The sequence below is a fragment of the Streptomyces sp. NPDC031121 genome (assembly GCF_055570615.1).
The window spans coordinates 140,486-164,879 of sequence record NZ_JBVIGV010000010.1; the positions used below are offsets into that span (position 1 = coordinate 140,486).

General features: G+C 74.8%; 29 protein-coding genes. 23 read left to right on the plus strand and 6 right to left on the minus strand.

Annotated elements, in window-relative coordinates:
* The first annotated feature begins 1 nt into the window (after position 1).
* From ACZ462_RS20145 to ACZ462_RS20155, 3 genes are read left to right on the plus strand one after another with little or no spacing between them, the layout of a single operon-like run.
* The gene (locus ACZ462_RS20145; RefSeq protein ID WP_467809015.1) at positions 2-1,042 is read left to right on the plus strand and encodes an ABC transporter ATP-binding protein; all 1,041 of its coding nucleotides are present in this window, start codon (positions 2-4) and stop codon (positions 1,040-1,042) included.
* Positions 1,039-1,818: an ABC transporter permease gene (locus tag ACZ462_RS20150; RefSeq protein WP_467809016.1), complete on the plus strand. Its 780-nt coding sequence runs from the start codon at positions 1,039-1,041 to the stop codon at positions 1,816-1,818. The genes ACZ462_RS20145 and ACZ462_RS20150 overlap by 4 nt, the downstream gene beginning before the upstream one ends.
* 49 nt (positions 1,819-1,867) lie before the next feature.
* Positions 1,868-2,590, plus strand: coding sequence for a hypothetical protein (locus ACZ462_RS20155; protein ID WP_467809017.1), 723 nt, complete (start codon positions 1,868-1,870; stop codon positions 2,588-2,590).
* A 28-nt stretch (positions 2,591-2,618) separates the two neighbouring features.
* Here ACZ462_RS20155 and ybaK read toward each other — a convergent pair whose 3' ends face one another.
* From ybaK to ACZ462_RS20170, 3 genes are all read right to left on the minus strand, one after another.
* Entirely contained in the window at positions 2,619-3,113 is a 495-nt protein-coding gene (ybaK, locus tag ACZ462_RS20160) for a Cys-tRNA(Pro) deacylase (RefSeq protein ID WP_467809018.1), read from the minus strand.
* 52 nt (positions 3,114-3,165) lie between these two features.
* Positions 3,166-3,906, minus strand: coding sequence for an LON peptidase substrate-binding domain-containing protein (locus ACZ462_RS20165; protein WP_467809019.1), 741 nt, complete (start codon positions 3,904-3,906; stop codon positions 3,166-3,168).
* A 93-nt stretch (positions 3,907-3,999) separates the two neighbouring features.
* A complete protein-coding gene (locus tag ACZ462_RS20170) occupies positions 4,000-5,613 on the minus strand; it encodes an oxidoreductase (RefSeq protein ID WP_467809020.1) in 1,614 nt (537 codons plus the stop codon).
* A gap of 125 nt (positions 5,614-5,738) precedes the next feature.
* Here ACZ462_RS20170 and hisD point away from each other — a divergent pair, with 125 nt between their 5' ends.
* The 8 genes from hisD to hisF are packed head-to-tail and all read left to right on the plus strand — an operon-like array spanning position 5,739 to position 11,482.
* On the plus strand, positions 5,739-7,061 hold the full coding sequence (gene hisD, locus ACZ462_RS20175; RefSeq protein WP_467809021.1) for a histidinol dehydrogenase: 1,323 nt from the start codon (positions 5,739-5,741) through the stop codon (positions 7,059-7,061).
* Positions 7,058-8,176, plus strand: a complete 1,119-nt coding sequence (locus tag ACZ462_RS20180) for a histidinol-phosphate transaminase (RefSeq protein ID WP_467809022.1) — start codon at positions 7,058-7,060, stop codon at positions 8,174-8,176. The genes hisD and ACZ462_RS20180 overlap by 4 nt, the downstream gene beginning before the upstream one ends.
* Entirely contained in the window at positions 8,173-8,772 is a 600-nt protein-coding gene (hisB, locus tag ACZ462_RS20185; protein ID WP_467809024.1) for an imidazoleglycerol-phosphate dehydratase HisB, read from the plus strand. Before ACZ462_RS20180 ends, hisB begins: the two co-directional genes overlap by 4 nt.
* 2 nt (positions 8,773-8,774) lie before the next feature.
* Positions 8,775-8,942, plus strand: coding sequence for a hypothetical protein (locus ACZ462_RS20190; protein ID WP_467809025.1), 168 nt, complete (start codon positions 8,775-8,777; stop codon positions 8,940-8,942).
* Positions 8,939-9,589: an imidazole glycerol phosphate synthase subunit HisH gene (gene hisH / locus ACZ462_RS20195; protein WP_467809026.1), complete on the plus strand. Its 651-nt coding sequence runs from the start codon at positions 8,939-8,941 to the stop codon at positions 9,587-9,589. The genes ACZ462_RS20190 and hisH overlap by 4 nt, the downstream gene beginning before the upstream one ends.
* Positions 9,589-10,329, plus strand: a complete 741-nt coding sequence (priA, locus tag ACZ462_RS20200; RefSeq protein WP_467809027.1) for a bifunctional 1-(5-phosphoribosyl)-5-((5-phosphoribosylamino)methylideneamino)imidazole-4-carboxamide isomerase/phosphoribosylanthranilate isomerase PriA — start codon at positions 9,589-9,591, stop codon at positions 10,327-10,329. Before hisH ends, priA begins: the two co-directional genes overlap by 1 nt.
* A complete protein-coding gene (locus ACZ462_RS20205) occupies positions 10,326-10,727 on the plus strand; it encodes a RidA family protein (RefSeq protein ID WP_467809028.1) in 402 nt (133 codons plus the stop codon). The genes priA and ACZ462_RS20205 overlap by 4 nt, the downstream gene beginning before the upstream one ends.
* A complete protein-coding gene (hisF, locus tag ACZ462_RS20210; protein WP_467809030.1) occupies positions 10,727-11,482 on the plus strand; it encodes an imidazole glycerol phosphate synthase subunit HisF in 756 nt (251 codons plus the stop codon). The genes ACZ462_RS20205 and hisF overlap by 1 nt, the downstream gene beginning before the upstream one ends.
* A 49-nt stretch (positions 11,483-11,531) precedes the next feature.
* Here hisF and ACZ462_RS20215 read toward each other — a convergent pair whose 3' ends face one another.
* The gene (locus tag ACZ462_RS20215; RefSeq protein WP_467809031.1) at positions 11,532-12,164 is read right to left on the minus strand and encodes a TIGR03085 family metal-binding protein; all 633 of its coding nucleotides are present in this window, start codon (positions 12,162-12,164) and stop codon (positions 11,532-11,534) included.
* Positions 12,165-12,248: 84 nt separating this feature from the next.
* On the opposite strand from ACZ462_RS20215, the gene hisI reads away from it, so the two are divergent.
* The 11 genes from hisI to lgt all read left to right on the plus strand — a co-directional run bounded on the left by hisI (position 12,249) and on the right by lgt (position 21,372).
* Entirely contained in the window at positions 12,249-12,623 is a 375-nt protein-coding gene (gene hisI, locus ACZ462_RS20220) for a phosphoribosyl-AMP cyclohydrolase (RefSeq protein WP_373298965.1), read from the plus strand.
* Between the two features lie 12 nt (positions 12,624-12,635).
* On the plus strand, positions 12,636-14,135 hold the full coding sequence (locus ACZ462_RS20225) for an anthranilate synthase component I (protein WP_467809032.1): 1,500 nt from the start codon (positions 12,636-12,638) through the stop codon (positions 14,133-14,135).
* A gap of 6 nt (positions 14,136-14,141) precedes the next feature.
* Positions 14,142-14,762 carry a TIGR02234 family membrane protein gene (locus ACZ462_RS20230; protein ID WP_467809033.1) on the plus strand — a complete coding sequence of 207 codons (621 nt, stop codon included), beginning with the start codon at positions 14,142-14,144 and terminating at the stop codon, positions 14,760-14,762.
* A gap of 82 nt (positions 14,763-14,844) precedes the next feature.
* Positions 14,845-15,084, plus strand: a complete 240-nt coding sequence (locus ACZ462_RS20235; protein ID WP_365506777.1) for an HGxxPAAW family protein — start codon at positions 14,845-14,847, stop codon at positions 15,082-15,084.
* Positions 15,085-15,173: 89 nt separating this feature from the next.
* Entirely contained in the window at positions 15,174-15,701 is a 528-nt protein-coding gene (locus ACZ462_RS20240) for a DUF2752 domain-containing protein (protein ID WP_467809034.1), read from the plus strand.
* 161 nt (positions 15,702-15,862) lie between these two features.
* A complete protein-coding gene (gene trpC, locus ACZ462_RS20245) occupies positions 15,863-16,672 on the plus strand; it encodes an indole-3-glycerol phosphate synthase TrpC (RefSeq protein ID WP_467809035.1) in 810 nt (269 codons plus the stop codon).
* The gene (gene trpM, locus ACZ462_RS20250; RefSeq protein ID WP_373298970.1) at positions 16,669-16,893 is read left to right on the plus strand and encodes a tryptophan biosynthesis modulator TrpM; all 225 of its coding nucleotides are present in this window, start codon (positions 16,669-16,671) and stop codon (positions 16,891-16,893) included. Before trpC ends, trpM begins: the two co-directional genes overlap by 4 nt.
* Before the next feature lie 204 nt (positions 16,894-17,097).
* Complete coding sequence (gene trpB / locus ACZ462_RS20255; protein WP_467809036.1) at positions 17,098-18,345, plus strand: tryptophan synthase subunit beta; 1,248 nt, start codon at positions 17,098-17,100, stop codon at positions 18,343-18,345.
* A complete protein-coding gene (gene trpA, locus ACZ462_RS20260; protein WP_467809037.1) occupies positions 18,342-19,157 on the plus strand; it encodes a tryptophan synthase subunit alpha in 816 nt (271 codons plus the stop codon). The genes trpB and trpA overlap by 4 nt, the downstream gene beginning before the upstream one ends.
* A gap of 103 nt (positions 19,158-19,260) precedes the next feature.
* Positions 19,261-20,208 carry a DsbA family protein gene (locus ACZ462_RS20265; protein ID WP_467809039.1) on the plus strand — a complete coding sequence of 316 codons (948 nt, stop codon included), beginning with the start codon at positions 19,261-19,263 and terminating at the stop codon, positions 20,206-20,208.
* A 93-nt stretch (positions 20,209-20,301) separates the two neighbouring features.
* Entirely contained in the window at positions 20,302-21,372 is a 1,071-nt protein-coding gene (lgt, locus tag ACZ462_RS20270) for a prolipoprotein diacylglyceryl transferase (RefSeq protein ID WP_467809040.1), read from the plus strand.
* 88 nt (positions 21,373-21,460) lie between these two features.
* On the opposite strand, the gene ACZ462_RS20275 is transcribed toward lgt, so the two are convergent.
* Both ACZ462_RS20275 and rbsK read right to left on the minus strand, forming a co-directional pair.
* Entirely contained in the window at positions 21,461-22,288 is an 828-nt protein-coding gene (locus ACZ462_RS20275) for an HpcH/HpaI aldolase/citrate lyase family protein (RefSeq protein WP_467809041.1), read from the minus strand.
* A 112-nt stretch (positions 22,289-22,400) separates the two neighbouring features.
* Positions 22,401-23,306 (minus strand): ribokinase, encoded by a 906-nt coding sequence (rbsK, locus tag ACZ462_RS20280; protein ID WP_467809042.1) that lies wholly within the window; start codon positions 23,304-23,306, stop codon positions 22,401-22,403.
* A 294-nt stretch (positions 23,307-23,600) separates the two neighbouring features.
* Between rbsK and ACZ462_RS20285 the strand changes: the two genes are divergently transcribed.
* On the plus strand, positions 23,601-24,332 hold the full coding sequence (locus ACZ462_RS20285; RefSeq protein ID WP_467809043.1) for a VIT1/CCC1 transporter family protein: 732 nt from the start codon (positions 23,601-23,603) through the stop codon (positions 24,330-24,332).
* Positions 24,333-24,394 lie beyond the last annotated feature (62 nt).

Consider the following 24,394-nt stretch of genomic DNA (forward strand, 5'->3'; position numbering starts at 1 on the left):
CGTGAGTACGGGCACAGCACCAGCGAGACCGCAGGGCGGCAGCGGCACGGCAGCGGCCGACGGCGTGGTCTGCGCGGTGCGTGACCTTGTCAAGACGTATCCCGCGGTCCGCGGCCGGCGCGGCGCACCCGCCCTGCCCGAGACCCGCGCCACCGACGGCGTCTGCCTCGACGTGCGGCGCGGCGAGGTCTTCGGGCTGCTCGGCCCCAACGGCGCCGGCAAGTCCACCCTGGTCCGCCAGCTGACCGGGCTGCTGCGGCCGGACGCCGGCTCCGTGACCCTGCTCGGCCACGACATCGTCCGCCGCCCCGAGCTCGCCTCCCGCCTCCTCGCCTACCTCGGCCAGGAGTCCACCGCCCTCGACGAGCTCACCGTCTCCCTGGCCGCCGAGACCACCGCCCGGCTGCGCGGCCTCGACCTGCGCTCCGCGCGCGCCGCCCGCGACGCCGTCCTGGACGAGCTCGGGCTGGCCCCGATCGCCGGACGCCCCCTGAAGAAGCTCTCCGGCGGCCAGCGGCGGCTCGCCTGCTTCGCCGCCGCCCTCGTCGGCGAACGGCCGGTGCTCGTCCTGGACGAGCCCACGACCGGCATGGACCCCGTCGCCCGGCGCGCCGTCTGGGCCGCCGTGGACCGGCGGCGCGCCGAGCACGGCGCCACCGTCGTCCTGGTCACCCACAACGTCATCGAGGCCGAGACCGTCCTCGACCGGGTCGCCGTCATCGACCAGGGCAGGGTCATCGCCTGCGACACGCCCGCAGCGCTCAAGGCCCGCGTCTCCGACGAGGTCCGCCTCGAACTCGTGTGGCGCACCGCGCCGCCCCTCGACGTCCCCGCCGTCGCCGCCCTGGCCGGCGCCGCGGCCGAGTCCGGCCGCCGGTGGGTGCTGCGGCTCACCCCGGACGAGGCGCGCGCCGCGGTCGCGGCCGTCACCGGCGGGCCGGCGTTCGCCGCCCTCGACGACTTCACCCTGGCGACCCCGAGCCTGGAGGACGTCTACCTCGCGCTGGGCGGGCGTACCGCGAAGGGTCTGGTGAAGTCGTGAGCGCCGCCGCTTCCGTCCTCCTCGGCACGCCCGCCCCGCGGGCCCGGTTCCTGCCGTCGCTGGCCGCCGTGTACCGGGCGCAGCTGTCGCGGGCCCGCGTCGCGCGGATCCCGCTGCTGTTCGTCGCCACCTTCCAGTCCGTCGGCATCATGGTCCTGATGCGGGGCGTCGTCGACGGCGGGTCGGAGGCGCGGGCCGTCGTGGCCGGCTCGTCCGTCCTGGTCGTCGCGTTCGTCGCGCTCAACCTGCTGGCCCAGTACTTCGGCCAGCTGCGGGCCGGCGGCGGGCTCGACCACTACGCCACGCTGCCCGTCCCGCCCGCCTCGGTGGTGCTGGGCGCGGCCGCCGCGTACGCCTCCTTCACCCTCCCCGGCACCCTCGTGACCGCCGTCATCGGGTGCCTGCTGTTCGGGCTGCCGATGGGCGGCCTGTGGATCCTCGCCGCGGTCGTCCCCCTGGCCGGGGCGGCGCTCGCCGGACTGGGCGCGGCCCTCGGGCTGCTCGCCCCGCGGCAGGAGCTCGCCACGCTGGCCGGGCAGCTCGGCATGTCGGCGGCGCTGCTGCTGGGGGTGCTGCCGCCGGAGCGGATGCCCGCCGTGATCGTGTGGGCGCGGGACCTGCTGCCGTCCACGTACGGGGTGGAGGCGTTCGCCCGGACCTTCTCCCCCCACCCGGACTGGGCGGCCGTCTGCCTCGACCTCGGGGTGTGCGCGGCCGTGGGCGTCCTGTCCCTGTCCGCCGCGACATGGGCGTACCGGCGGGCCGCCGTCCGGTGACTCCGGTTCCGGTTCCGCCTCCGGCCGCCGCACCTGGCACGATGTGGGGGTGACCGAAGCCGTGACCACGCCGCCCCCCGTCGAACCGCCGTCGCCGCCCCGCGCGCCGGGCGGCTCCGCGGGCACCGCTCTCGCGGACATCCGGGACGCGGCCGCCATCGCGCTGGCCACCGGTGCGGCCGGCGCCCTCCTCGCCGTGCTCTGGGCCTGGCTCGCGCCGCGCACGCAGTACGTTTCCAACGGCGAGGCCGTCTTCCTGCGGAACACCGAGAGCGAAGCCCGGGTGGGCGCCGACGGCACGTTCCTGCTGCTCGGCGTCGGGCTCGGGGTGCTGAGCGCGGTCCTGGTGTTCCTGTGGCGGCGCCGCGGCGGCGTCGCCCAGGCCATCGGCCTCGGGATCGGCTCCTGCTTCGCCTCCCTGCTGGGCTGGCGGGCCGGGCTCCGGCTGGGACCCCCGGCCGACATCGCCGCCTCCGCCGCGCAGGCGGGCAAGGGCGTCCCCTTCGACGCGCCGCTCCAGCTCCTCGCCCACGGGGCGCTGCTGGCCTGGCCGATGGCCGCGCTCGCCGCCTACCTGGGGCTCATCGCCGTATGGGGGCCGCAGGACCCGGACCCGCACGAGGCGGGCGCCGAGCCCGCCGGGGCGGCCGTGTACCCGCCGCCGTACGCCCACGCCGAACCGCACGGCGGCCAGGCGCCCCGCAGCCCCGAGGGCCGCGGCGGGCCGCAGCCGCCGTCCGGGCCGGCCGCCGCGGGACCCCCGCACGCCTGACCGGGCCGCCGGGCCGCCCGCGGGGCGGTCAGGCGCGGGCGATCGGCGCCAGCACCGCCCCCGTCAGCCCGGCCAGCGTGCCGGGCGCCAGCTCGACCTCCAGGCCGCGCCGCCCCGCCGACACGCAGATGGTGGGGTGCGCGTCCGCCGAGGCGTCCACCACCGTCCGCAGCCGCCTGCGCTGCCCGAGCGGTGAGATGCCGCCCCGCACGTAGCCGGTCGTGCGCTCCGCCAGCGCCGGGTCCGCCATCGCCGCCCGCTTGCCGCCGACCGCCGCGGCCAGCGCCTTCAGGTCCAGGCTCCCGGACACCGGGACCACCGCCACCGTCAGAGCGCCGTCCACGTCCGCCACGAGCGTCTTGAACACCCGGTCCGGACTCACGCCCATCGCCTCTGCGGCCTCCTGCCCGTAGGACGGGTGCGCCGGATCGTGCTCGTAGGCGTGCACGGTGTAGGGCGCGTCCGCCGCCGCCAGAGCGGCGATCGCCGGTGTCGCCGCGGCCGCGGCCTTCTTCCTCGCCATCGGAAAAACGTCTCCCCCGGTCGGTACGGTGCGCCGCCGAGCGGCGGCGCGGTCAGTTCTGGCTGGTCGGCGCGCGGGTCAGGTCCACCGCCGGCAGCGACGGCAGGTGCCGGATGAGCGCCGACTCCGAGCGCAGCAGCCGCAGCTCCTCCGCGAGCCGCGTCGCCGTGTCCGGGGCCTGGAGCAGCCGCTGCTTCGACGGCACGTCCAGGACCACGGCCGCGGCGACCAGGTACGACACCACCGACGGCTCGTCGGGCAGCTCCGCCGCGGTCGCCAGGGTCCGCTCGCGGGCCCCCGCCAGCCGCTTCTGGTAGTTCCGGAACGCCCGCAGCACCCCGTCGGCCAGCGCGCCCGCGCCGTCGCCCTGGTCCTCCGCGAGCTCCTCCAGCTCTGCCACCAGGAACGGCCCGGAGGAGTCCACCGACAGCAGGCGGACCCGGGTCGTGCCCGTCGCGAGGACCTCGAAGCCGCCGTCCTCCCGCTCCCGGATCGTCGCGGCGTCCGCGATGCAGCCCACCCGGTGGAACGCCTGGAGCGGGTCCGGACCGAAGCCCGCGGCCGGGCCCCGCTCGGGCAGGGACGTCGGAGCCGGCAGGCCCGGAGCGGACGGCGCCACCTCCCGGCCGTCGCGGATCGCGACGACGGCGAAGCGGCGCGGCTCGTCCTCGCCCGTCTTCAGCAGCTCCCGCATCATGGCGCGATAACGCTCCTCGAAGACGTTCAGCGGAAGCACCAGTCCGGGGAACAGCACCGTGTTCAGGGGGAAGAGGGGGAGGCGAACGGTGGTCACGACCGACAAGGGTAGTGGGGGCGGGGCGGACCCTGTCACCTCGGTTGTTTGCCCGCCCCGGTTCCCCGCCCCGGTTCCCCGCCCCGGCCGGCGTCAGCCGCGCCGCAGCAGCCGCGACGCCCCCGCCGCCACCGTCGTCGCCAGGATCCAGCCCAGCAGCACCATCGCCGCCGCCCCCCACTGCCAGGCCCCGGCCATCTTCCAGTGCCCCTCCTGGCCCAGGTCGATGACCGGCAGCAGCAGGTCCAGGGCGTAGAGCGCGGGGTTCCACTCCGGGTGCTCGTCCGCCTTGATCGCCTGCGGGGTGTGCCCCGCGAACAGCACCGCCCCCGCCGCCCACAGCAGCGCCATCCACAGCGCCGCCCGCCCCGGCCGGTACCCGTACGCCACCGCCCAGTCCTGGAGGTGCCCCCACGCCCTCGCCGCGGGCGGCAGCGTCGCCCGCCGCCTGCGCTGCTTGGCCAGCAGCACCTCCCGCGCGTCCGCGTCCTCGCCGCTCGCCCGCAGCACCGCCGCCAGCCGCTCGTACGGCTCCGGCGAGTACTCGGGGGTCGCCGCCGCCACCCAGGCCAGCCGGCGCGCCGGCGGGAAGTGCCCGCGCGGCGCCAGCGCCTCGTACGCGAACCCCTCGATCGACACCCCGCCCTCGCCCGGCCAGCTCGTCCAGGCGTCCACCAGCTTCACCACCTTCGCCCCCGACAGCACCACCCGCACTCCCTCCGGCCGCTCGCCCACGAACCGCAGCTCCGGCGTCTGGATCCGGCGCAGCGACACCTCCCCGCCCTCGTCCCGGCCCTCGACCGGCGCGAACCGCGCCCCGTAGAAGTCCACCGCGTCGCCGAACCGGCCGTCGTCCAGGCGTAGCCCGCCCAGGCACTCGAAGGGCCGGGAGCGCCGCCCCCGCGCCGGCGTCTGCCCCAGGCCGTACGGGGGAGTGGAGGACCCGGGCCCGCCCGGGACCCAGCCCAGCGCGATCGAGGTCAGGTACAGCGTCCGCTCCACCGTCAGCTGCGGCGCGTTCAGCGCCCACCGCCCGTACGGGTTGGCCAGCCGGGCCCCGCGGAGGTTCATCGACACCCCGACCTTCGCCCCGCGCAGGCTCACCTCCCCGTACGCCTCCAGCAGCTCGCCCTGGAAGTCCTGCCCGACGGACAGCCCGTCCGCCGCGAAGGCCCGGCCCCGCCCGTCGCGCCGCACGACGGCCTGGCTGACCAGCAGGTCCGTGCCGATCTGCGCGTCGGTCAGCCGGATCCCGCGCGCCACCCGGCAGCGCGGCAGGTGCAGATCGCCCTCGGTGTGCAGGCGGGAGGCGTCCAGCCGGGGGACCGCGCAGTCCACCAGCCGCAGCGTCCCGAACCGGGTCTCGGACAGCTGCACCTCGCTGTCGAAGCGGCAGGATCGCAGCTCCACGTACGGATCCACCGTCCCGCCCGACAGGTCCAGGCGGCCCGTGACCCGCACCCCCCGCAGCTTCAGCGACGCCACGCGGCCCGGCTCCGGCGGCGGCCCGTGGAGCAGCAGCAGCGCCACCACGGCGGCGCGGACACTGCGCTCCGGCCCCCACAGCCGGTCGCCGTGCGGATCGTCCTCGACGGCCGCGCGGGCGCTCAGGTCGCACATGGCGCCCGTGCGGAAGGCCCGCCACATCCGGCGCTCGGGCTCCGTGAGGTCCGCCGGCTCCTCGCCGGCGGCCTGCGCATCGGTCATGGCGGCCCCCTCCGCTGATCGTGCACTCTCCGGCGAACGCTAAGGGCAGCCAGTGACAGCCGGGACGCGTATCAGCCAGTGATACGGGCGAACGGTGCACGGAAGCGGTCTGAGAGAATTGGGGGGTGATCTCTCGTATCGACCTGCGCGGCGACGCCCTCCCCGAGGGCGCGGCCCTGCGCGACCTGCTGCCCCGTGCCGAGTTCGACGTGGAAGCCGCCCTGGAGAAGGTGCGGCCCATCTGCGAGGACGTCCATCATCGCGGCACGGCGGCGCTGATCGAGTACGCGCAGAAGTTCGACGGAGTCCGGCTGGAGCAGGTCAGGGTCCCCGCCGAGGCGCTCACCGAGGCGCTCGCCGGCCTCGACCCGAAGGTCCGCGCCGCGCTGGAGGAGTCGATCCGCCGCGCCCGGACCGTGCACCGCAGCCAGCGGCGCACCGAGCACACCACGCAGGTCGTGCCCGGCGGCACCGTGACCGAGAAGTGGGTTCCGGTCGAGCGCGTCGGCCTGTACGCGCCGGGCGGCCGCTCGGTCTACCCGTCGTCCGTCGTCATGAACGTCGTCCCCGCGCAGGAGGCCGGCGTCGGCTCGATCGCGCTGGCCTCCCCGCCGCAGGCCGAGTTCGGCGGCCTGCCCCACCCGACCATCCTCGCCGCCTGCGCCCTGCTCGGCGTGGACGAGGTGTACGCGGCGGGCGGCGCCGTCGCCGTCGCGATGTTCGCGTACGGCACCGAGGACTGCCTGCCGGTCAACATGGTCACCGGCCCGGGCAACATCTGGGTCGCCGCGGCCAAGCGCTACTTCACCGGGAAGATCGGCATCGACACCGAGGCCGGCCCGACCGAGATCGCCGTCCTCGCCGACGCCACCGCCGACCCGGTGCACGTCGCCGCCGACCTGATCAGCCAGGCCGAGCACGACCCGCTGGCCGCCGCCGTCCTCGTCACCGACTCCGAGGACCTCGCGGCCGCCGTCGAGAAGGAGCTCGCCCCGCAGGTCGCCGCCACCAAGCACGTCGAGGACCGGATCCGCCCGGCCCTCGCGGGCAGGCAGTCCGCGATCGTCCTCGTCGACAGCCTGGAGGACGGCCTGAAGGTCGTCGACGCGTACGGCGCCGAGCACCTGGAGATCCAGACGGCCGACGCCGCCGCCTGGGCGGCCCGCGTCCGCAACGCCGGCGCGATCTTCGTCGGCCCCTGGGCGCCGGTCTCCCTCGGCGACTACTGCGCCGGCTCCAACCACGTCCTGCCCACCGGCGGCTGCGCCTGCCACTCCTCCGGCCTGTCCGTGCAGTCCTTCCTGCGCGGCATCCACATCGTCGACTACACGCGCGACGCCCTCGCCGAGGTCGCCCACCACGTGGTCACCCTCGCCGAGGCCGAGGACCTGCCCGCGCACGGCGCCGCCCTCAAGGCCCGCTTCGGATGGAAGGTGCCCGGCCAGTGACCGACAGAGCCATCGGCATCGACGACCTGCCCATCCGGGACGAGCTGCGCGGCAAGAGCCCCTACGGTGCGCCCCAGCTGGACGTCCCCGTACAGCTCAACACCAACGAGAACCCGTACGAGCTCCCCGAGGAGCTGGTACGGCGCATCGCCGAACGCGTCGCCGACGCGGCCCGCACACTCAACCGCTACCCCGACCGGGACGCCGTCGAGCTGCGGACCGCCCTGGCCGCCTACCTCACCCGTACGGCCGGGCACCCGGTCGGCAGGGAGAACGTGTGGGCCGCCAACGGCTCCAACGAGGTCATCCAGCAGCTCCTGCAGACCTTCGGCGGGCCCGGCCGCACCGCGATCGGCTTCGAGCCCTCGTACTCCATGCACGCCCTGATCGCCCGCGGCACCGGGACCGGCTGGATCTCCGGGCCGCGCCGGGACGACTTCACGATCGACCCGGACGCCGCGGCCAGGGCCATCGCGGAGAATGCACCCGATGTCGTCTTCATCACCTCCCCCAACAACCCCACCGGCACCGCGGTGGAGGCGGAGACCGTCCTCGCCCTCCACGACGCGGCCCAGGCGGCCAAGCCGTCCCTGGTCGTCGTGGACGAGGCGTACGTCGAGTTCAGCCACCGCCCCTCCCTCCTGCCGCTGATCGAGGGCCGCCCGAACCTGGTGGTCTCCCGGACCATGTCCAAGGCCTTCGGCGCCGCCGGACTGCGCCTGGGCTACCTCGCCGCGCACCCGGCCGTCGTCGACGCCGTCCAGCTGGTGCGCCTGCCGTACCACCTCTCGGCCGTCACCCAGGCCACCGCCCTGGCGGCCCTGGAGCACACCGACACCCTGCTCGGCTACGTCGAGCAGCTCAAGGCCGAGCGGGACCGGCTGGTCGCCGAACTGCGGGCCATCGGCTACGAGGTCACCGAGTCCGACGCGAACTTCATCCAGTTCGGCAGGTTCCCGGACTCCCACACCGCCTGGCAGCAGATCCTCGACCGGGGCGTCCTGGTCCGGGACAACGGCGTACCGGGATGGCTGCGGGTCACCGCGGGCACCCCGGCCGAGAACGACGCGTTCCTGGAAGCGGTTCGCGCACTCAAGAAGGAGCAGCACGCATGAGCCGCATCGGACGGGTCGAGCGCACCACGAAGGAGACCTCCGTCGTCGTCGAGATAAACCTCGACGGAACGGGCCAGGTCGACGTGTCCACCGGCGTCGGCTTCTACGACCACATGCTCGACCAGCTCGGCCGCCACGGCATGTTCGACCTCACGGTCAAGACCGACGGCGACCTGCACATCGACAGCCACCACACCATCGAGGACACCGCCCTCGCCCTCGGCGCCGCCTTCAGGCAGGCCCTCGGCGACAAGGTCGGCATCTACCGCTTCGGCAACTGCACCGTCCCCCTGGACGAGTCCCTCGCCCAGGTGACCGTGGACCTGTCGGGCCGCCCCTACCTCGTGCACACCGAGCCCGAGAACATGGCCCCGATGATCGGCGCGTACGACACGACGATGACCCGGCACATCCTGGAGTCCTTCGTCGCGCAGGCCCAGATCGCCCTGCACGTCCACGTCCCGTACGGCCGCAACGCCCACCACATCGTGGAGTGCCAGTTCAAGGCGCTCGCGCGCGCCCTGCGGTACGCCTCCGAACTCGACCCGCGTGCGGCCGCCGCCGGCATCCTGCCCTCGACGAAGGGCGCCCTCTAGCCGTGAACGGCCTCAGCACCGTACTGATCGTCGTCGGCCTGTTCCTGGCCGGCGGCGTGTACTCCTTCCAGAAGCAGCAGATGCCCAGGTCGGTCGTCCTGCTACTCGCCATCGGCTCCGCGATGTGCCTCGCCGCCGGAGTCCTGCGGATCCAGGGAGTCTGGGAATGAGCTCTGCCCGACCCACCAAGACGGTCGCCGTCCTCGACTACGGCTTCGGCAACGTCCGCTCCGCCGAGCGTGCCCTCGCGCGCGTCGGCGCGGACGTCGAGATCACCCGCGACTACGACAAGGCCATGGACGCCGACGGCCTGCTCGTCCCCGGCGTCGGCGCCTTCTCCGCCTGCATGCAGGGCCTGAAGTCCGTCCGCGGCGACTGGATCATCGGCCGCCGCCTCTCCGGCGGCCGCCCCGTCATGGGCATCTGCGTCGGCATGCAGATCCTCTTCGAGCGCGGCATCGAGCACGGCGTCGAGACCGAGGGACTCGACGAGTGGCCCGGCACCGTCGGCCCGCTCCGCGCCCCGGTCGTCCCCCACATGGGCTGGAACACCGTCGAGGCGCCCGCCGACAGCCGGGCCTTCGCCGGGCTCGACGCCGACGCCCGCTTCTACTTCGTCCACTCCTACGCGGCCCACGACTGGAGCCTGGAGGTCACCAACCCGGCGATCCGCGCCCCCAAGGTCACCTGGGCCACCCACGGCGAGCGCTTCGTCGCGGCCGTCGAGAACGGCGCCCTGTGGGCCACCCAGTTCCACCCCGAGAAGTCCGGCGACGCCGGAGCCCAGCTCCTCACCAACTGGATCGAGACCCTGTGATGACCGAGCCCCGCGCGACGCTGGAACTCCTCCCGGCGGTCGACGTCCGCGACGGCCAGGCCGTACGCCTGGTGCACGGCGTGTCCGGCACCGAGACCTCCTACGGCTCCCCGCTGGAGGCGGCCCTCGCCTGGCAGGGCGCCGGAGCCGAATGGCTCCACCTCGTCGACCTGGACGCCGCCTTCGGCACCGGCGACAACCGCGCCCTCGTCGCCGAGATCACCGGCGCCCTCGACATCAAGGTCGAGCTGTCCGGCGGCATCCGCGACGACGCCACCCTCGCCGCCGCGCTCGCCACCGGCTGCACCCGCGTCAACCTCGGCACCGCCGCCCTCGAAGCCCCCGAGTGGACCGCCAAGGCCATCGCCGAGCACGGCGACCGCATCGCGGTCGGCCTCGACGTCCGCGGCACCACCCTCAAGGGCCGCGGCTGGACCAGCGAGGGCGGCGACCTGTACGAGACCCTGGCCCGCCTGGACTCCGAGGGCTGCGCCCGGTACGTCGTCACCGACATCGGCAAGGACGGCACCCTGACCGGCCCCAACCTGGAGCTGCTGCGGAACGTGTGCGCCGCCACCGACCGGCCGGTCGTCGCCTCCGGGGGCATCGCCGGCCTGGACGACCTGCGGGCGCTCGCCGAGCTGGTGCCGCTGGGCGTCGAGGGCGCGATCGTCGGCAAGGCCCTGTACGCCAAGAACTTCACCCTGGAGGAGGCGCTGCGGGTGGTGGCCGGCGCATGACCGCCACCGGCGGCGTCCGCCGCATCTCCGCGGGCGGCCCCTGGGAGGAGGCCGTGGGCTGCTCCCGGGCCGTCGAGCTGCCGAACGGGCTGGTGCTCGTCTCCGGCTGCACCTCCGTCGTCGACGGCAAGGTCGTCGCCGGCGGGCCGTACGAGCAGGCGGTCAACGCCTTCCGCGCCGCCTTCGACGCGCTCGCGCAGGCCGGCCTGGGCGCCGAGCACGTCGTCCGCACCCGGATGTACCTCACCCACGCGCGGGACGTCGACGAGGTGGGCCGGGCCCACAAGGAGCTCTTCGACTCCGTCCGCCCCGCCACCTCCATGATCATCGTTTCCGGCTTCACCGATCCGGGCCTCGTCGTCGAGGTCGAGGTCGAAGCCCACCGAGGGGAGTCCTGATGTCACTCGCCGTACGGGTGATCCCCTGCCTGGACGTGGACAGCGGCCGCGTCGTCAAGGGTGTCAACTTCCAGAACCTGCGCGACGCGGGCGACCCCGTCGAGATGGCCAGGCTGTACGACGCCGAGGGCGCCGACGAGCTGACCTTCCTCGACATCACCGCCTCGTCCGGCAACCGGGAGACCACCTACGACGTGGTGCGCCGCACCGCCGAGCAGGTCTTCATCCCGCTCACCGTGGGCGGCGGCGTCCGCACCGCGCAGGACGTGGACCGGCTGCTGCGGGCCGGCGCCGACAAGGTCGGCGTCAACACGGCCGCCATCGAGCGGCCCGACCTGATCCGGGAGATCGCCGAGCGGTTCGGCCGGCAGGTCCTCGTCCTGTCCGTCGACGCCCGCCGCACGGACACCGGGTCCTTCGAGGTCACCACCCACGGCGGCCGCCGCGGCACCGGCATCGACGCCGTCGAGTGGGCCCACCGGGCGGCCGAGCTGGGCGCCGGCGAGATCCTGCTGAACTCGATGGACGCCGACGGCACCAAGGACGGCTACGACACCGAGATGATCGCCGCCGTCCGCAAGCACGTCACCGTCCCGGTGATCGCCTCCGGCGGCGCCGGCCGCCTGGAGCACTTCCCGCCGGCCATCGAGGCCGGCGCCGACGCGGTCCTCGCCGCCTCGGTGTTCCACTTCGGGGACCTGCGGATCTCCCAGGTCAAGGACACCCTCCGCGCGGCGGGCCACCCCGTCCGCTGACCCCGGCGCCCCTCCTGCCCCCGCCCACGCGGGGGCAGGAGGCGGCGGTTCAGATGCCCAGGCGGGCCTTCGTCAGGCGGGCGACCGCCTGCTGCTCGCCGTCCAGCTCCACGGACGCCGAGGCCTGCCGGCCGAAGCAGAACAGCACCAGCTCGCCCGGCTCGCCCGTCACCGTCACCACCGGCGTCCCCTTGTGCGCCACCACCGTGCGCCCGTCCGGCCGCCGCAGCACCAGCCCCACCGGCGAGCGGCGCCCCGTCAGCCGGGCCAGCTTCTCCAGCCGGAACCACAGCGCGTCCGAGAACACCGGGTCCAGCTGCCGCGGCGTCCAGTCGGGCTGCGCCCGCCGCACGTCCTCCGTGTGCACGTAGAACTCCACCGCGTTCGCCGCCTCGTCGACCTGCTTCAGCGAGTACACCGACAGCTTCGGCGGGCCCGTCCGGATCAGCTGGAGCAACTCCTCGTACGGCTTCGCCGCGTACTCGGCCATCGCCTTGTCCAGCCGGTCCTTCAGCACGTTCAGCAGCAGGCCGCCCGCAGCGTCCGGGCGGCGCTCCCGCACGACGACGTGCGCCGCCAGGTCCCGGGTCAGCCAGCCCTCGCACAGGGTGGGCGCATGCGGGCCCGCCGACTCCAACAGGTCAGCCAGCAGCAGGCGTTCGCGCTTCGCATGGGTAGACATGCGGGCAAGCCTACGGCGGCGGCGCGCCGCGTGCCCGCCCATCAGGCGGACGGTGATCCGCCACCCCCCGCCCCGCGCGGCACAATGGCCCGCATGACCAGCTCCTCCCTCGACCCCGCCATCGCGGCCCGGCTCAAGCGCTCCGCGGACGGCCTCGTCCCGGCCATCGCCCAGCAGTACGACACCGGTGAGGTGCTCATGCTCGGCTGGATGGACGACGAGGCGCTCCACCGCACCCTGACCACCGGCCGCTGCACCTACTGGTCCCGCAGCCGCCGGGAGTACTGGGTCAAGGGGGACACCTCCGGGCACGTCCAGCACGTGAAGTCCGTCGCCCTCGACTGCGACGCCGACACCCTCCTCGTCAAGGTCGACCAGGTCGGCGCCGCCTGCCACACCGGCGCCCGCACGTGCTTCGACGCCGACGTCCTCCCGCTCGCCGCCGACCAGGCAGGTTAGGTAACCCCACGCATGGACCTCGAACAGTTCCGCAAGCTCGCCGCCGACCGCCGCGTCATCCCGGTGAGCCGCAAGCTGCTCGCCGACGGCGACACCCCCGTCGGCCTCTACCGCAAGCTCGCCGCCGAGCGCCCGGGCACCTTCCTGCTGGAGTCCGCCGAGAACGGCCGCTCCTGGTCCCGCTACTCCTTCGTCGGCGTCCGCAGCCACGCCACCCTCACCGTCCGCGACGGCGAGGCCCACTGGATCGGCACCCCGCCCGTCGGCGTCCCCACCGGCGGCGACCCGCTGCAGGCGCTGCGCGCCACCGTGGAGGCCCTGCACACCCCGCGCGACCTCGCCGCCGGGATGCCGCCCTTCACCGGCGGCATGGTCGGCTACCTCGGCTACGACATCGTGCGCCGCCTGGAGCGCATCGGCGACCACGGCACCGACGACCTCCGGCTGCCCGAGCTGACCATGCTGCTCACCTCCGACCTCGCGGTCCTCGACCACTGGGACGGCAGCGTCCAGCTCATCGCCAACGCCATCAACCACAACGACCTCGACACCGGCGTCGACGAGGCCTACGCGGACGCCGTCGCCCGCCTCGACGCCATGGAGGCCGACCTCGCCCGGCCCGCCCCCTACACGCCCGCCCCGCTGCCCTCCCCCGAGCTGCCCGCCTTCTCCGCCCTGTGGGGCGGCGCCGACTACCAGGCCGCCGTCGAGGACGTCAAGGAGCGGATCAGGGCCGGCGAGGCCTTCCAGGTCGTGCCCTCGCAGCGGTTCGAGACGCCCTGCCACGCCTCCGCCCTGGACGTCTACCGGGTGCTGCGGGCCACCAACCCGTCCCCGTACATGTACCTCTTCCGCTTCGAGAACGGCTTCGACGTCGTCGGCTCCAGCCCCGAGGCCCTCGTCAAGGTCGAGGACGGCCGGGCCATGGTGCACCCGATCGCGGGCACCCGCCACCGCGGTGCCACCCCGCAGCGCGACCACGAACTCGCCGAGGAGCTGCTCGCCGACCCCAAGGAGCGGGCCGAGCACCTGATGCTCGTCGACCTGGGCCGCAACGACCTGGGCCGGGTGTGCGAGCCCGGCTCGGTCGAGGTCGTCGACTTCATGAGCATCGAGCGGTACTCGCACGTCATGCACATCGTGTCCACCGTCACCGGCCGCGTCGCCGAGGGCAGGACCGCCTTCGACGTGCTCACCGCCTGCTTCCCCGCCGGCACCCTCTCCGGGGCGCCCAAGCCGCGCGCCATGCAGATCATCGAGGAGCTGGAGCCCACCCGCCGCGGCCTGTACGGCGGCTGCGTCGGCTACCTCGACTTCGCCGGCGACTCCGACACCGCCATCGCCATCCGCACCGCCCTGCTCCGCGACGGAACCGCGTACGTGCAGGCCGGCGCGGGCGTGGTCGCCGACTCGGTGGCCGAGCTGGAGGACCTGGAGTGCCGCAACAAGGCCTCCGCGGTGCTCCGCGCGGTCGCCGCGGCGAACCGGATGGCCGACGCCTCGGGGCGGTAGGGGATAGTGGGGGGCGTGAGTGCCGCACCCCCCTCCCGAAACGACACCGGCAGCCGCCGCAGCGTGGCCGCCGCCCTGCTGCTCGGCGCGCTCGGCGCCTGCGTGGTCCTCCTCGGCTCCGGCCGGGTGTGGGCCCGCGGCACCGCGGCCGTCGGCGGCGGCACCGTTCCCCTGACCGCGGAGGGCGGCGACGTCACCGGGCTGCCCGCCGCCCTGGCCGTCGTCGGCCTCGCCGCGCTCGTCGCCGTCTTCGCCGTACGCGGCCGGGGCCGGCAGCTGGTCGCGGCGCTGCTGGCGCTCAGCGGCCTCGGCGCGGCCCTCGCCGCGCTCCTCGCCGGCGACGGACGCCGGGCGCTGGACGAGCAGGCCGCCCGGACGGCCGCGGACTCCGCCGCGCACGTCGCGACGTCCGCGCAGACCGCCTGGCCGTACGCCACGGCCGCCGGGGCCGCCCTGATCCTGGCCGCCGGGCTGCTCGCCCTGCGGTTCGGCGGCGCCTGGCCCGCCATGGGAGGCCGCTACGAGCGGGACGGCGGCCCCCGGGCCGCCCGGCCCGCCGCGGCGGACCCCGACCGGCCCGAGGACCTGTGGAAGGCCCTGGACCGCGGCGAGGACCCCACCCGCTGAGCACCGCCCGCCGACCGTGCGGGACAATGGCAACCGAGCGTGCGGCACCGCACGTGCGACAGAGCAAAACGAGGAGCAACTCATGGCGGGCAGCAGCCACGGTCACACCCCGGCCGCCTGGACCGGTGTCATCATCGCCTTCATCGGTTTCTGCGTCTCCGGCGCCTTCATGGTGCTGGCGAACCCGGTCGGGTTCTGGGCGGGCCTCGTCGTCGTCGCGCTCGGAGGCGTCGTCGGCCTCGGCATGAGGGCCGCCGGCATGGGCGCGCCGAAGCCCGCCCACGACGACCTCGCCAAGGCCATCGCCGCGGCCAAGGCCTGAGCGCCGCCGGACGCGGACCCAGAGCCGTGACCAGGAAGGCGCGGCCCGGTCGGGCTGCGCCTTTCGCCGTCACCGGGGAGAATCAGCGCGTGGACGCCTCCAGCACCCCCCGGCCCCCGGCCGGACAGGCCCCGCCGCCCGCCGCGGCGGCCGGCGCCGCCGCCCCGCCCGCGCACCTCGCGCCGGGCACCTCCGGGGCCCCGGGCGCCGTACCGGCCCCGCGGGCGCGCAGGCTCGCCGCCCCGGCCCTCACCGTGCTGGCGGCGGCCGCCGCATTTGCGTACGTGGGCGCCGTGGACCCCAACGAACCCGGTCACTATCCGGTCTGCCCGCTTTTCCGGCTGACCGGAATCCTGTGCCCGGGATGCGGCGGCCTGCGCAGCGCCCACGCGTTCGCCCACGGCGATCTCGCGGCCGCATTCGGGGCGAATGCGATGGCCGTGATCGGCTACTTCGCCTTCGCCGGATTCGCCGCCCTGTGGCTGCTGCGGGCCTGGCGCGGCGCTCCCACCCCGCGTTTCGCCCTCAGCGGCCCTTACTGGTGGGCTCTCGGCGGGGCGGCCCTGGTGTTCTCCGTCGTCCGGAACCTGCCCTTCGGCGCCGCACTGGCCCCTTGAGGCACATATGAATCGCGTATTCCGAATGTCCAGCCAATGGGACGCCCGCAGCCGCGGGCGGAGCGGCGCGCCGTGGCCGGATACCATTTGATTGCCGACCTTGCAGTCGTACGTGTCTGCACGGCGGCCGACCGTCATCGACCCGGAAGGGGGCCGCTCGCGTGAGTGTGCTCGACGAGATCATCGAAGGGGTCCGCGAAGACCTTGCCGAACGGCAGGCCCTCGTGAGCCTCGACGAACTCAAGGAGCGTGCCGCCAAGGCGCCCCAGGCGAAGGACGGCGTCGCGGCCCTGCGCGGCGACGGCGTCAAGGTGATCTGCGAGGTCAAGCGGTCCAGCCCGTCCAAGGGCGCGCTGGCCGCGATCGCCGACCCGGCCGGACTCGCCGCCGACTACGAGGCGGGCGGTGCGGCGGTCATCTCCGTCCTCACCGAGCAGCGCCGCTTCGGCGGCTCGCTGGCCGACCTGGAGGCAGTCCGCGCCCGCGTGGACATCCCGATCCTCCGCAAGGACTTCATCGTCACGGCGTACCAGCTGTGGGAGGCCCGCGCCTACGGCGCCGACCTCGCCCTGCTGATCGTCGCGGCCCTGGAGCAGGAGGCCCTCGTCTCCCTCATCGAGCGGGCCGAGTCCATCGGCCTCACCCCGCTCGTCGAGGTCCACGACGAGGAGGAGATCGAGCGCGCGGTCGCCGCCGGCGCGAAGATCATCGGCGTGAACGCCCGCAACCTCAAGGACCTCAGCGTCGACCGCTCCACCTTCGAGCGCGTCGTCGGCGAGATCCCGGCGCACATCGTCAAGGTCGCCGAGTCCGGCATCCGCGGACCGCACGACCTGATCGCCTACGCCAACGAGGGCGCCGACGCCGTCCTCGTGGGGGAGTCCCTGGTGACCGGACGCGACCCGAAGTCGGCCGTGGCCGACCTCGTCGCCGCCGGCGCCCACCCCGCCCTGCGCCACGGGCGGAGCTGACCGCAGCCGTGACCCCCGACCGCACCCCCGTCAGCACCCGCCCGGGCCGCCGCCCGGCAGCCGGCGTGCCGACGGCCCACGCGCCCCTGGCGCGCGGCTGCCGCCCCCGCGGCTGCCGCGCCCCGGCCCGGCGCGTCCACGGGCGGCGGGTCCGCTACGTCATCGGCTCCGAGCCCGGACAGGTCAACGGCATGCGATGGCGCCGCGGAGAAGCGCCGTAGGACGGACGGGACGACCCGTGCGGCAGCCCCGCACGGCCCCCTCCGCACAGCCCTGCGCCCCGACGGCCCCCACGGCCCTCCGCGCGCACGGGCCCCGCACCGCACGCACCCGCACCCCCGAAGGGTGTGGTGTGCCCGTCGCGGGCGGGCGGCGCCATACGGTGAAAACCATCCGCCGCACCGCACACCCCAGGAGTTGCCGGCATGTCCAGCGCCACTGACTTCTTCGTACCGGACCCGGAAGGCCGCGTCCCCAACGCCGAGGGCTACTTCGGCGACTTCGGCGGCAAGTTCATCCCGGAGGCCCTCGTCGCCGCCGTGGACGAGGTCGCCGTCGAGTACGAGAAGGCCAAGCACGACCCCGCCTTCGCGGCCGAGCTCAACGACCTCATGGTCAACTACACCGGCCGCCCCAGCGCCCTGACCGAGGTGCCCCGCTTCGCCGGGCACGCCGGCGGCGCCCGGATCTTCCTCAAGCGCGAGGACCTCAACCACACCGGCTCGCACAAGATCAACAACGTGCTGGGCCAGGCCCTCCTCACCAAGCGCATGGGCAAGACCCGCGTCATCGCCGAGACCGGCGCCGGCCAGCACGGCGTGGCCACCGCCACCGCCTGCGCCCTCTTCGGCCTCGACTGCACCGTCTACATGGGCGAGGTCGACACGCAGCGCCAGGCCCTGAACGTGGCCCGCATGCGGATGCTGGGCGCCGAGGTCATCGCCGTGAAGTCCGGCTCCCGCACCCTCAAGGACGCCATCAACGAGGCGTTCCGCGACTGGGTCGCCAACGTCGACCGCACCCACTACCTCTTCGGCACCGTCGCCGGCCCCCACCCCTTCCCCGCCATGGTCCGCGACTTCCACCGCGTCATCGGCGTCGAGGCCCGCCGCCAGATCCTGGAGCGCACCGGCCGCCTGCCCGACGCCGTCGCCGCCTGCGTCGGCGGCGGCTCCAACGCCATCGGCCTCTTCCACGCCTTCCTCCCCGACACCGGCGTGCGCCTCGTCGGCTTCGAGCCCGCCGGGCACGGCGTCGAGACCGGCGAGCACGCGGCCACCCTCACCGCCGGCGAGCCCGGCATCCTGCACGGCTCCCGCTCCTACGTCCTCCAGGACGACGAGGGCCAGATCACCGAGCCGTACTCGATCTCCGCCGGCCTGGACTACCCGGGCATCGGCCCGGAGCACTCCTTCCTCAAGGACAGCGGCCGCGGCGAGTACCGCGCCGTCACCGACGACGCCGCCATGCAGGCCCTGCGCCTGCTCTCCCGCACCGAGGGCATCATCCCGGCCATCGAGTCGGCGCACGCCCTCGCCGGCGCCCTCGACCTGGGCCGCGAACTCGGCCCGGACGGGCTCGTCGTGGTCAACCTGTCCGGCCGCGGCGACAAGGACATGGACACCGCCGCCCGCTACTTCGGGCTGTACGACACCGAGGGGGAGTCGAAGTGAGCAAGGGCAACATCCGGCTGCTGGGCGACACCCTCGCCAAGGCCAGGGCCGAGGACCGCGCCGCCCTGGTCGCCTACCTCCCGGCCGGCTTCCCGACCGTCGACGGCGGCATCGAGGCCGTCAAGGCCGTCCTCGCCGGCGGCGCCGACATCGTCGAGGTCGGCCTCCCGCACAGCGACCCCGTCCTCGACGGCGCCGTCATCCAGACCGCCGACGACATCGCCCTGCGCGGCGGCGTCAGGATCGCCGACGTGCTGCGCACGGTCCGCGAGGCGCACGAGGCGACCGGCGCCCCGGTGCTGGTGATGACGTACTGGAACCCGATCGACCGCTACGGCCCGGAGCGGTTCGCCGCCGAGCTGGCCGAGGCGGGCGGCGCCGGCTGCATCCTGCCCGACCTGCCGGTGCAGGAGTCCGCCCTGTGGCGGGAGCACGCCGACAAGCACGGCCTCGCGACCGTCTTCGTCGTCGCCCCCAGCAGCAGGGACGCCCGCCTCGCCACGATCACCGCGGCCGGCTCGGGCTTCGTCTACGCCGCCTCCCTCATGGGCGTCACCGGGACCCGGGAGTCCGTCGGCAACGAGGCGCAGGAGCTGGTCCGCCGCACCCGCGCCACCACGGAGCTGCCCGTCTGCGTCGGGCTCGGCGTCTCCAACGCCGTCCAGGCCAAGGAGGTCGCCGGCTTCGCCGACGGGGTGATCGTCGGCTCGGCGTTCGTGAAGCTGCTGCTGGACGCGCCGGACCTGCCGGCCGGGCTCGCGGCCGTGCGGGCGCTGGCGGGCGAACTTGCGGAAGGCGTACGCAGGAGCTGACGCCGGGCGCGCCCCGAAAGGGTTCTGTAGCCCGATCGGGTGGATCTGGGAGCAGGGGGGCACGGGAGTGCCTCCCTGCTTCGTTTGCCCGACCGTGAGCGAGATGAACGACGGTGCGAACCGCCAAGCGAAGAACCGATCGGCCCGCGAGCGCCTCCAGGCGGAGCGCGAGCGGCAGCAGAGGAAGGACAAGCGCCGGCGGACGCTCGTCGTGGCGACGGCCGTGGTCGGCGTGCTCGGCCTCGCGGCCGTCGTCGGCCTGATCGCGGCCAACACCGGCAAGGACAGCGGAGGCGGCGGACCCGTCACGGCGCCCTCCGGGGCCACCGGCGAGGACGCCCTCGCCATCCGGACGGGCAGCGCCGAGGCCCCGTCCACGCTGGTCGTGTGGGAGGACTTCCGCTGCCCGGCCTGCAAGGCCTTCGAGACCATGTACAAGGACACGGTCCACGAGCTGGAGGCCAAGGGCCTGCTCAAGACCGACTACCACCTGGTCACCCTGATCGACGGGAACATGGGCGGCAGCGGCTCGCTCAAGAGCGCCAACGCGGCGGCCTGCGCCCAGGACGCCGGGAAGTTCACCGCCTACCACGACGTGCTGTTCGAGAACCAGCCGCCCGAGCCGGACGACGCCTACGGCAAGAACGCGAAGCTGCTGGAGCTGGCGGGCAAGGTCCCCGGGCTCGACACGCCGGAGTTCCGCCGGTGCGTCGAGGACGGGACGCACGAGAGCTGGGTCGCCAAGTCCTTCGAGGCCTTCCGGGCCGGGAAGTTCCGCGGCACCCCCACGGTGCTGCTGAACGGCAAGGACGTGATGACCGAGCAGATCACCCCGCAGAAGATGAAGGAGATCGTCGAGGCCGCGGCGAAGGGCGGCGGCACGGCGAGCGCCTCCCCGGCCGCCTCCGGGTCGCCGTCCGCGGCGGGGGCGCCGGCCTCGCCGGCCTCCAAGGCGAAGGGCTCCGCGGCCGCCTCGCGCTCGGCGTCCCCCTCGGGGTCCCCGTCGGCGCCGGCCCGCGGCTCGGGCGCGTCGGGGGCGGCCCGGGAGTGACGCCGCCCGGCGGACACGAGGTGTCGATTTGATGGCGGGAACGCCGGGCGGGTTGCCGTGCGCACCGCCCGGCAGGGTAGCGTCGGACCTGCCATGGAACTTGCCTACATTCCCAGTCCGTCGACCGGTGTGGTCCACCTCGGGCCGATCCCGCTGCGCGGCTACGCGTTCTGCATCATCATCGGCGTCTTCGCCGCCGTCTGGCTCGGCAACAAGCGCTGGATCGCGCGCGGAGGAAAGCCGGGCACCGTCGCGGACATCGCCGTGTGGGCGGTTCCGTTCGGCCTGGTCGGCGGCCGCCTCTACCACGTGATCACCGACTACCAGCTCTACTTCGGCGAAGGCCGCAACTGGGTCGACGCCTTCAAGATCTGGGAGGGCGGCCTCGGCATCTGGGGCGCCATCGCGTTCGGCGCGGTCGGCGCCTGGATCGGCTGCCGCCTGCGGGGCATCCCGCTGCCCGCCTGGGCCGACGCCCTCGCCCCCGGCATCGCCCTCGCCCAGGCCATCGGCCGCTGGGGCAACTGGTTCAACCAGGAGCTGTACGGCCGCGCCACCGACCTGCCGTGGGCCGTCGAGATCAGCGACGGCCCGAACCGGGTCGGCGGCACCTACCACCCGACGTTCCTGTACGAGTCGCTGTGGTGCCTCGGCGTCGCCGCGCTCGTGATCTGGGCGGACCGGCGCTTCCGGCTGGGCCACGGCCGGGCCTTCGCCCTGTACGTCGCCGCGTACTGCGCGGGCCGCGGCTGGATCGAGTACATGCGGGTCGACGAGGCGCACCACATCCTCGGCCTGCGGCTCAACGTCTGGACCGCGATCGCCGTCTTCGTCCTGGCCGTCGTCTACCTCACGGTCTCCGCGAAGCTGCGGCCGGGCCGCGAGGAGGTCGTCGAGCCGGACCGCGGCCCCGCGGCCTCCGACCAGGAGGCCGCCGTGAAGCCGGCCGGCGCGGGGGACGCTGCGAAGGCCGCCGACGCCGAGAGCGCCGACGCCGAGAGCGCCGACGCGAAGGCCGCCGCCGCGAAGCCGGCCGATGCGGAGGACGCGGCCGTCGGGCCCGCGGCGGCGCCCAAGGCGGACCTCGCCAAGCCGGCCGCCGCCGACAAGGCCCCCGCCCCGGCCGGCGGCGCGGCCGACGCGACCGGGGCCGAGAAGCTCTGATCCGGGCACCCGGAGGATCCGCCCGCAGGGGCGCCGCGCAGGCAGCGCGGCGCCCCTGCGGCGTTCCCGCCGCCGGCGGCGCGGCCGCTCAGGACGGCACCGGCACCGGCGACTCGCGGCGCGACAGCGCCATGACCCGCTCCGCGACCGCCAGCACCGCCGCATCGACGAACCGCCCGTCGGGCAGGACCGCCGCCCCGGGGTTGCGGCGTGCCGCGGCCACGACCTCCTGCGCGGCGCCGACCTCCTCCGGCCCCGGCAGGTAGGCCCGCTCGATCACCGGGAGCTGGCGCGGGTGGATCGCCGCCCGGCCCAGGAAGCCGAGCGCCCGCCCGCGGGCGCAGGAGGCGGCGAGCGCCTCCAGGTCCCGGATGTCGGGGAAGACCGACTGGGCGGGCGGCGCCAGCCCGGCCGCCCGGGCGGCGACCACCACCCGCGACCGCGGCCAGTCCAGGCCCTCCTCGGTCCCGCACCCCAGATCGGCGCGCAGATCGGCCTCGCCCAGGGCGATCCCGCGCAGGGCCGGGTGCGCACGGGCGATCTCGTACGCCCGCTCCACGCCCAGCGCCGACTCCAGCAGCGCGTACAGGGCCGCCCCGCCCGTCCGCTCGGCGGCCTGCACGACCTGCGCCGGCGCGGTGACCTTCGCCAGCCGCACCCCCGCCAGGCCCCGCAGCCCCGCCAGGGCGGCCAGGTCGGCGCCGGCCCAGGGGGAGTCGAGGGCGTTGACGCGTACGTACACCGGCACCGGCGGCCGCTCGGCGAGCAGTTCCGCCGTGGCCGCGCGGGCGTACTCCTTGCGGGAGGCCGGTACGGCGTCCTCCAGGTCGACGATGACGGCGTCGGCCCCGCAGCACAGCGCCTTGGCCACCACGTCCTGGTGGTCCCCGGGTGCGTAGAGCCAGGTCAGGATCACAGCGCCCTCTCCTTCCGGAGCGTGCTCGTCTCGGCCTCCGCGAGGCCGGACTCGGTCGGGTCGGCGCCGTTGTCCGCGCCGGGCGGGCGGCCGGGGTCCGGCCGGGGCGGTTTCACGGCCGCGGCCCTGCGGCGAAGGCGGCGTCGGCCTCGGCCCGGTCCGGCATCGCGTCCTGCGCGCCCGGCCGCTGCACCGACAGCGCCGCGGCCGCCGCCGCCCAGGCCATCGCCTCCCGCATCGGGCGCCCCTCGCCCAGGGCCACCGCCAGCGCCCCGGCGAAGGTGTCTCCGGCGGCCGTGGTGTCCACCGCCCTGACCTGCGGCGCGGGCACCGTGTACGGATCCTGCCCGCGCGCGGCGTGCAGGGCGCCCGCCGCACCGAGGGTGACGACCACCTCGGGGAACCGCTCCAGCAGCGCGGCCGCCGCCTGGCGGGGATCGGTCAGCCCGGTCAGCGCGGCGGCCTCGTGCTCGTTGGGCACGAGCAGGTCGACCGCGTCCGGCAGGTCCGGGGGCAGCGGCTGCACCGGCGCCGGCGTCAGCACCGTCCGCACGCCGTGCGCCCGCGCCGCGCGGGCCGCGGCCGACACCGCGGAGAGCGGCACCTCCAGTTGCAGCAGCAGCGTTCCCGAGGCGGCGATCCGCTCCTCGTCGCCGGACTCCAGTCCCGTGACGAGGCCGTTGGCGCCGGGGACGACGATGATGCTGTTGCCGCCCTCGTCGTCCACGGTGATGTGCGCCGTTCCGCTGGCGCCCTCCACGGTGCGCAGGGCGCAGGTGTCGACGCCGGCCGCGGTGAGCGCGGAGCGCAGCCGTACGCCGAACGCGTCCGCGCCGACCGCGCCGATCATCGCCACGCGCGCCCCGAGGCGGGCCGCGGCGACGGCCTGGTTGGCGCCCTTGCCGCCGGGGACGGTGCGGAACTCCCGGCCGGTGACCGTCTCCCCGAGCCGGGGGGCCTTGGGGACGTAGGCGACGAGGTCCATGTTGGTGCTGCCGAGCACGGTGATGGCCGTCATGGGCGTGCTGCCTCCTGTGCGGTGAGGGCCGTGTCGGGGACGGAGTGGATCCCGTGGCAGTGACCGTACCGGGAGCCGTGGCCCCCAAGGGGATTTGTTCCATGAAGTGAGGATTGTCGCCCGTCGCGAAACGCCTCGCCCGCAGGGGCGTCACCCGGTCGCCGACCAGCAAACGCCCAGGTAAGTACGGCCTTCCTTGCTGGCGGACGGTTGAAATCGTGCGTAGTTTCGAGGTGTTCGGGGGGAGCGGACCGTCTCACGGCCCCCATGGGTACAAAAGGGGAGAAGAGCCGCATGTCCATCATCGACACCGAAGCGCCGCTGCACACCGCGCACCGCGACAACCACACCCACCGGGACGTCAACGGCGGGTGGCTGCGCCCGGCGGTGTTCGGCGCGATGGACGGCCTGGTCTCCAACCTCGCGCTGATGACCGGCGTGGCCGGCGGAGCCGCCGCCCCCGCCGGCATCGTGATCGCCGGACTGGCCGGGCTCGCCGCCGGCGCGTTCTCCATGGCCGCCGGCGAGTACACCTCCGTCGCCTCGCAGCGCGAACTCGTCCTCGCCGAACTCGACGTCGAGCGGCAGCAGTTGCGAAAGCACCCGGTCGACGAGATGGAGGAGCTCGCCGAGCTGTACGTCTCCCGCGGAGTCGAGCCCGCCCTCGCCCGCGAGGTCGCCATGCAGCTCTCCCGCGACCCCGAGCAGGCGCTGGAGATCCACGCCCGCGAGGAGCTCGGCATCGACCCCGACGACCTGCCCTCGCCGCTGGTCGCCGCCGCCTCCTCCTTCGGCTCGTTCGCGCTCGGCGCCCTGCTGCCCGTCCTGCCCTACCTGCTCGGCGCGACCGCCCTGTGGCCCGCCGTGCTGCTCGCCCTGGCCGGACTCTTCGCGTGCGGCGCGGTCGTCTCCAAGGTCACCGCCCGCTCCTGGTGGTACAGCGGCCTGCGGCAGCTGCTCCTGGGTGGCGCGGCCGCCGGTGTGACGTACATCCTGGGAACCTGGATCGGCGGGGCCATAGGCTGAACGCCCTCGCGGTGAGACACTATGCAGCGCACCACATAAGTAGTTCATTACCCGGTGGTTTC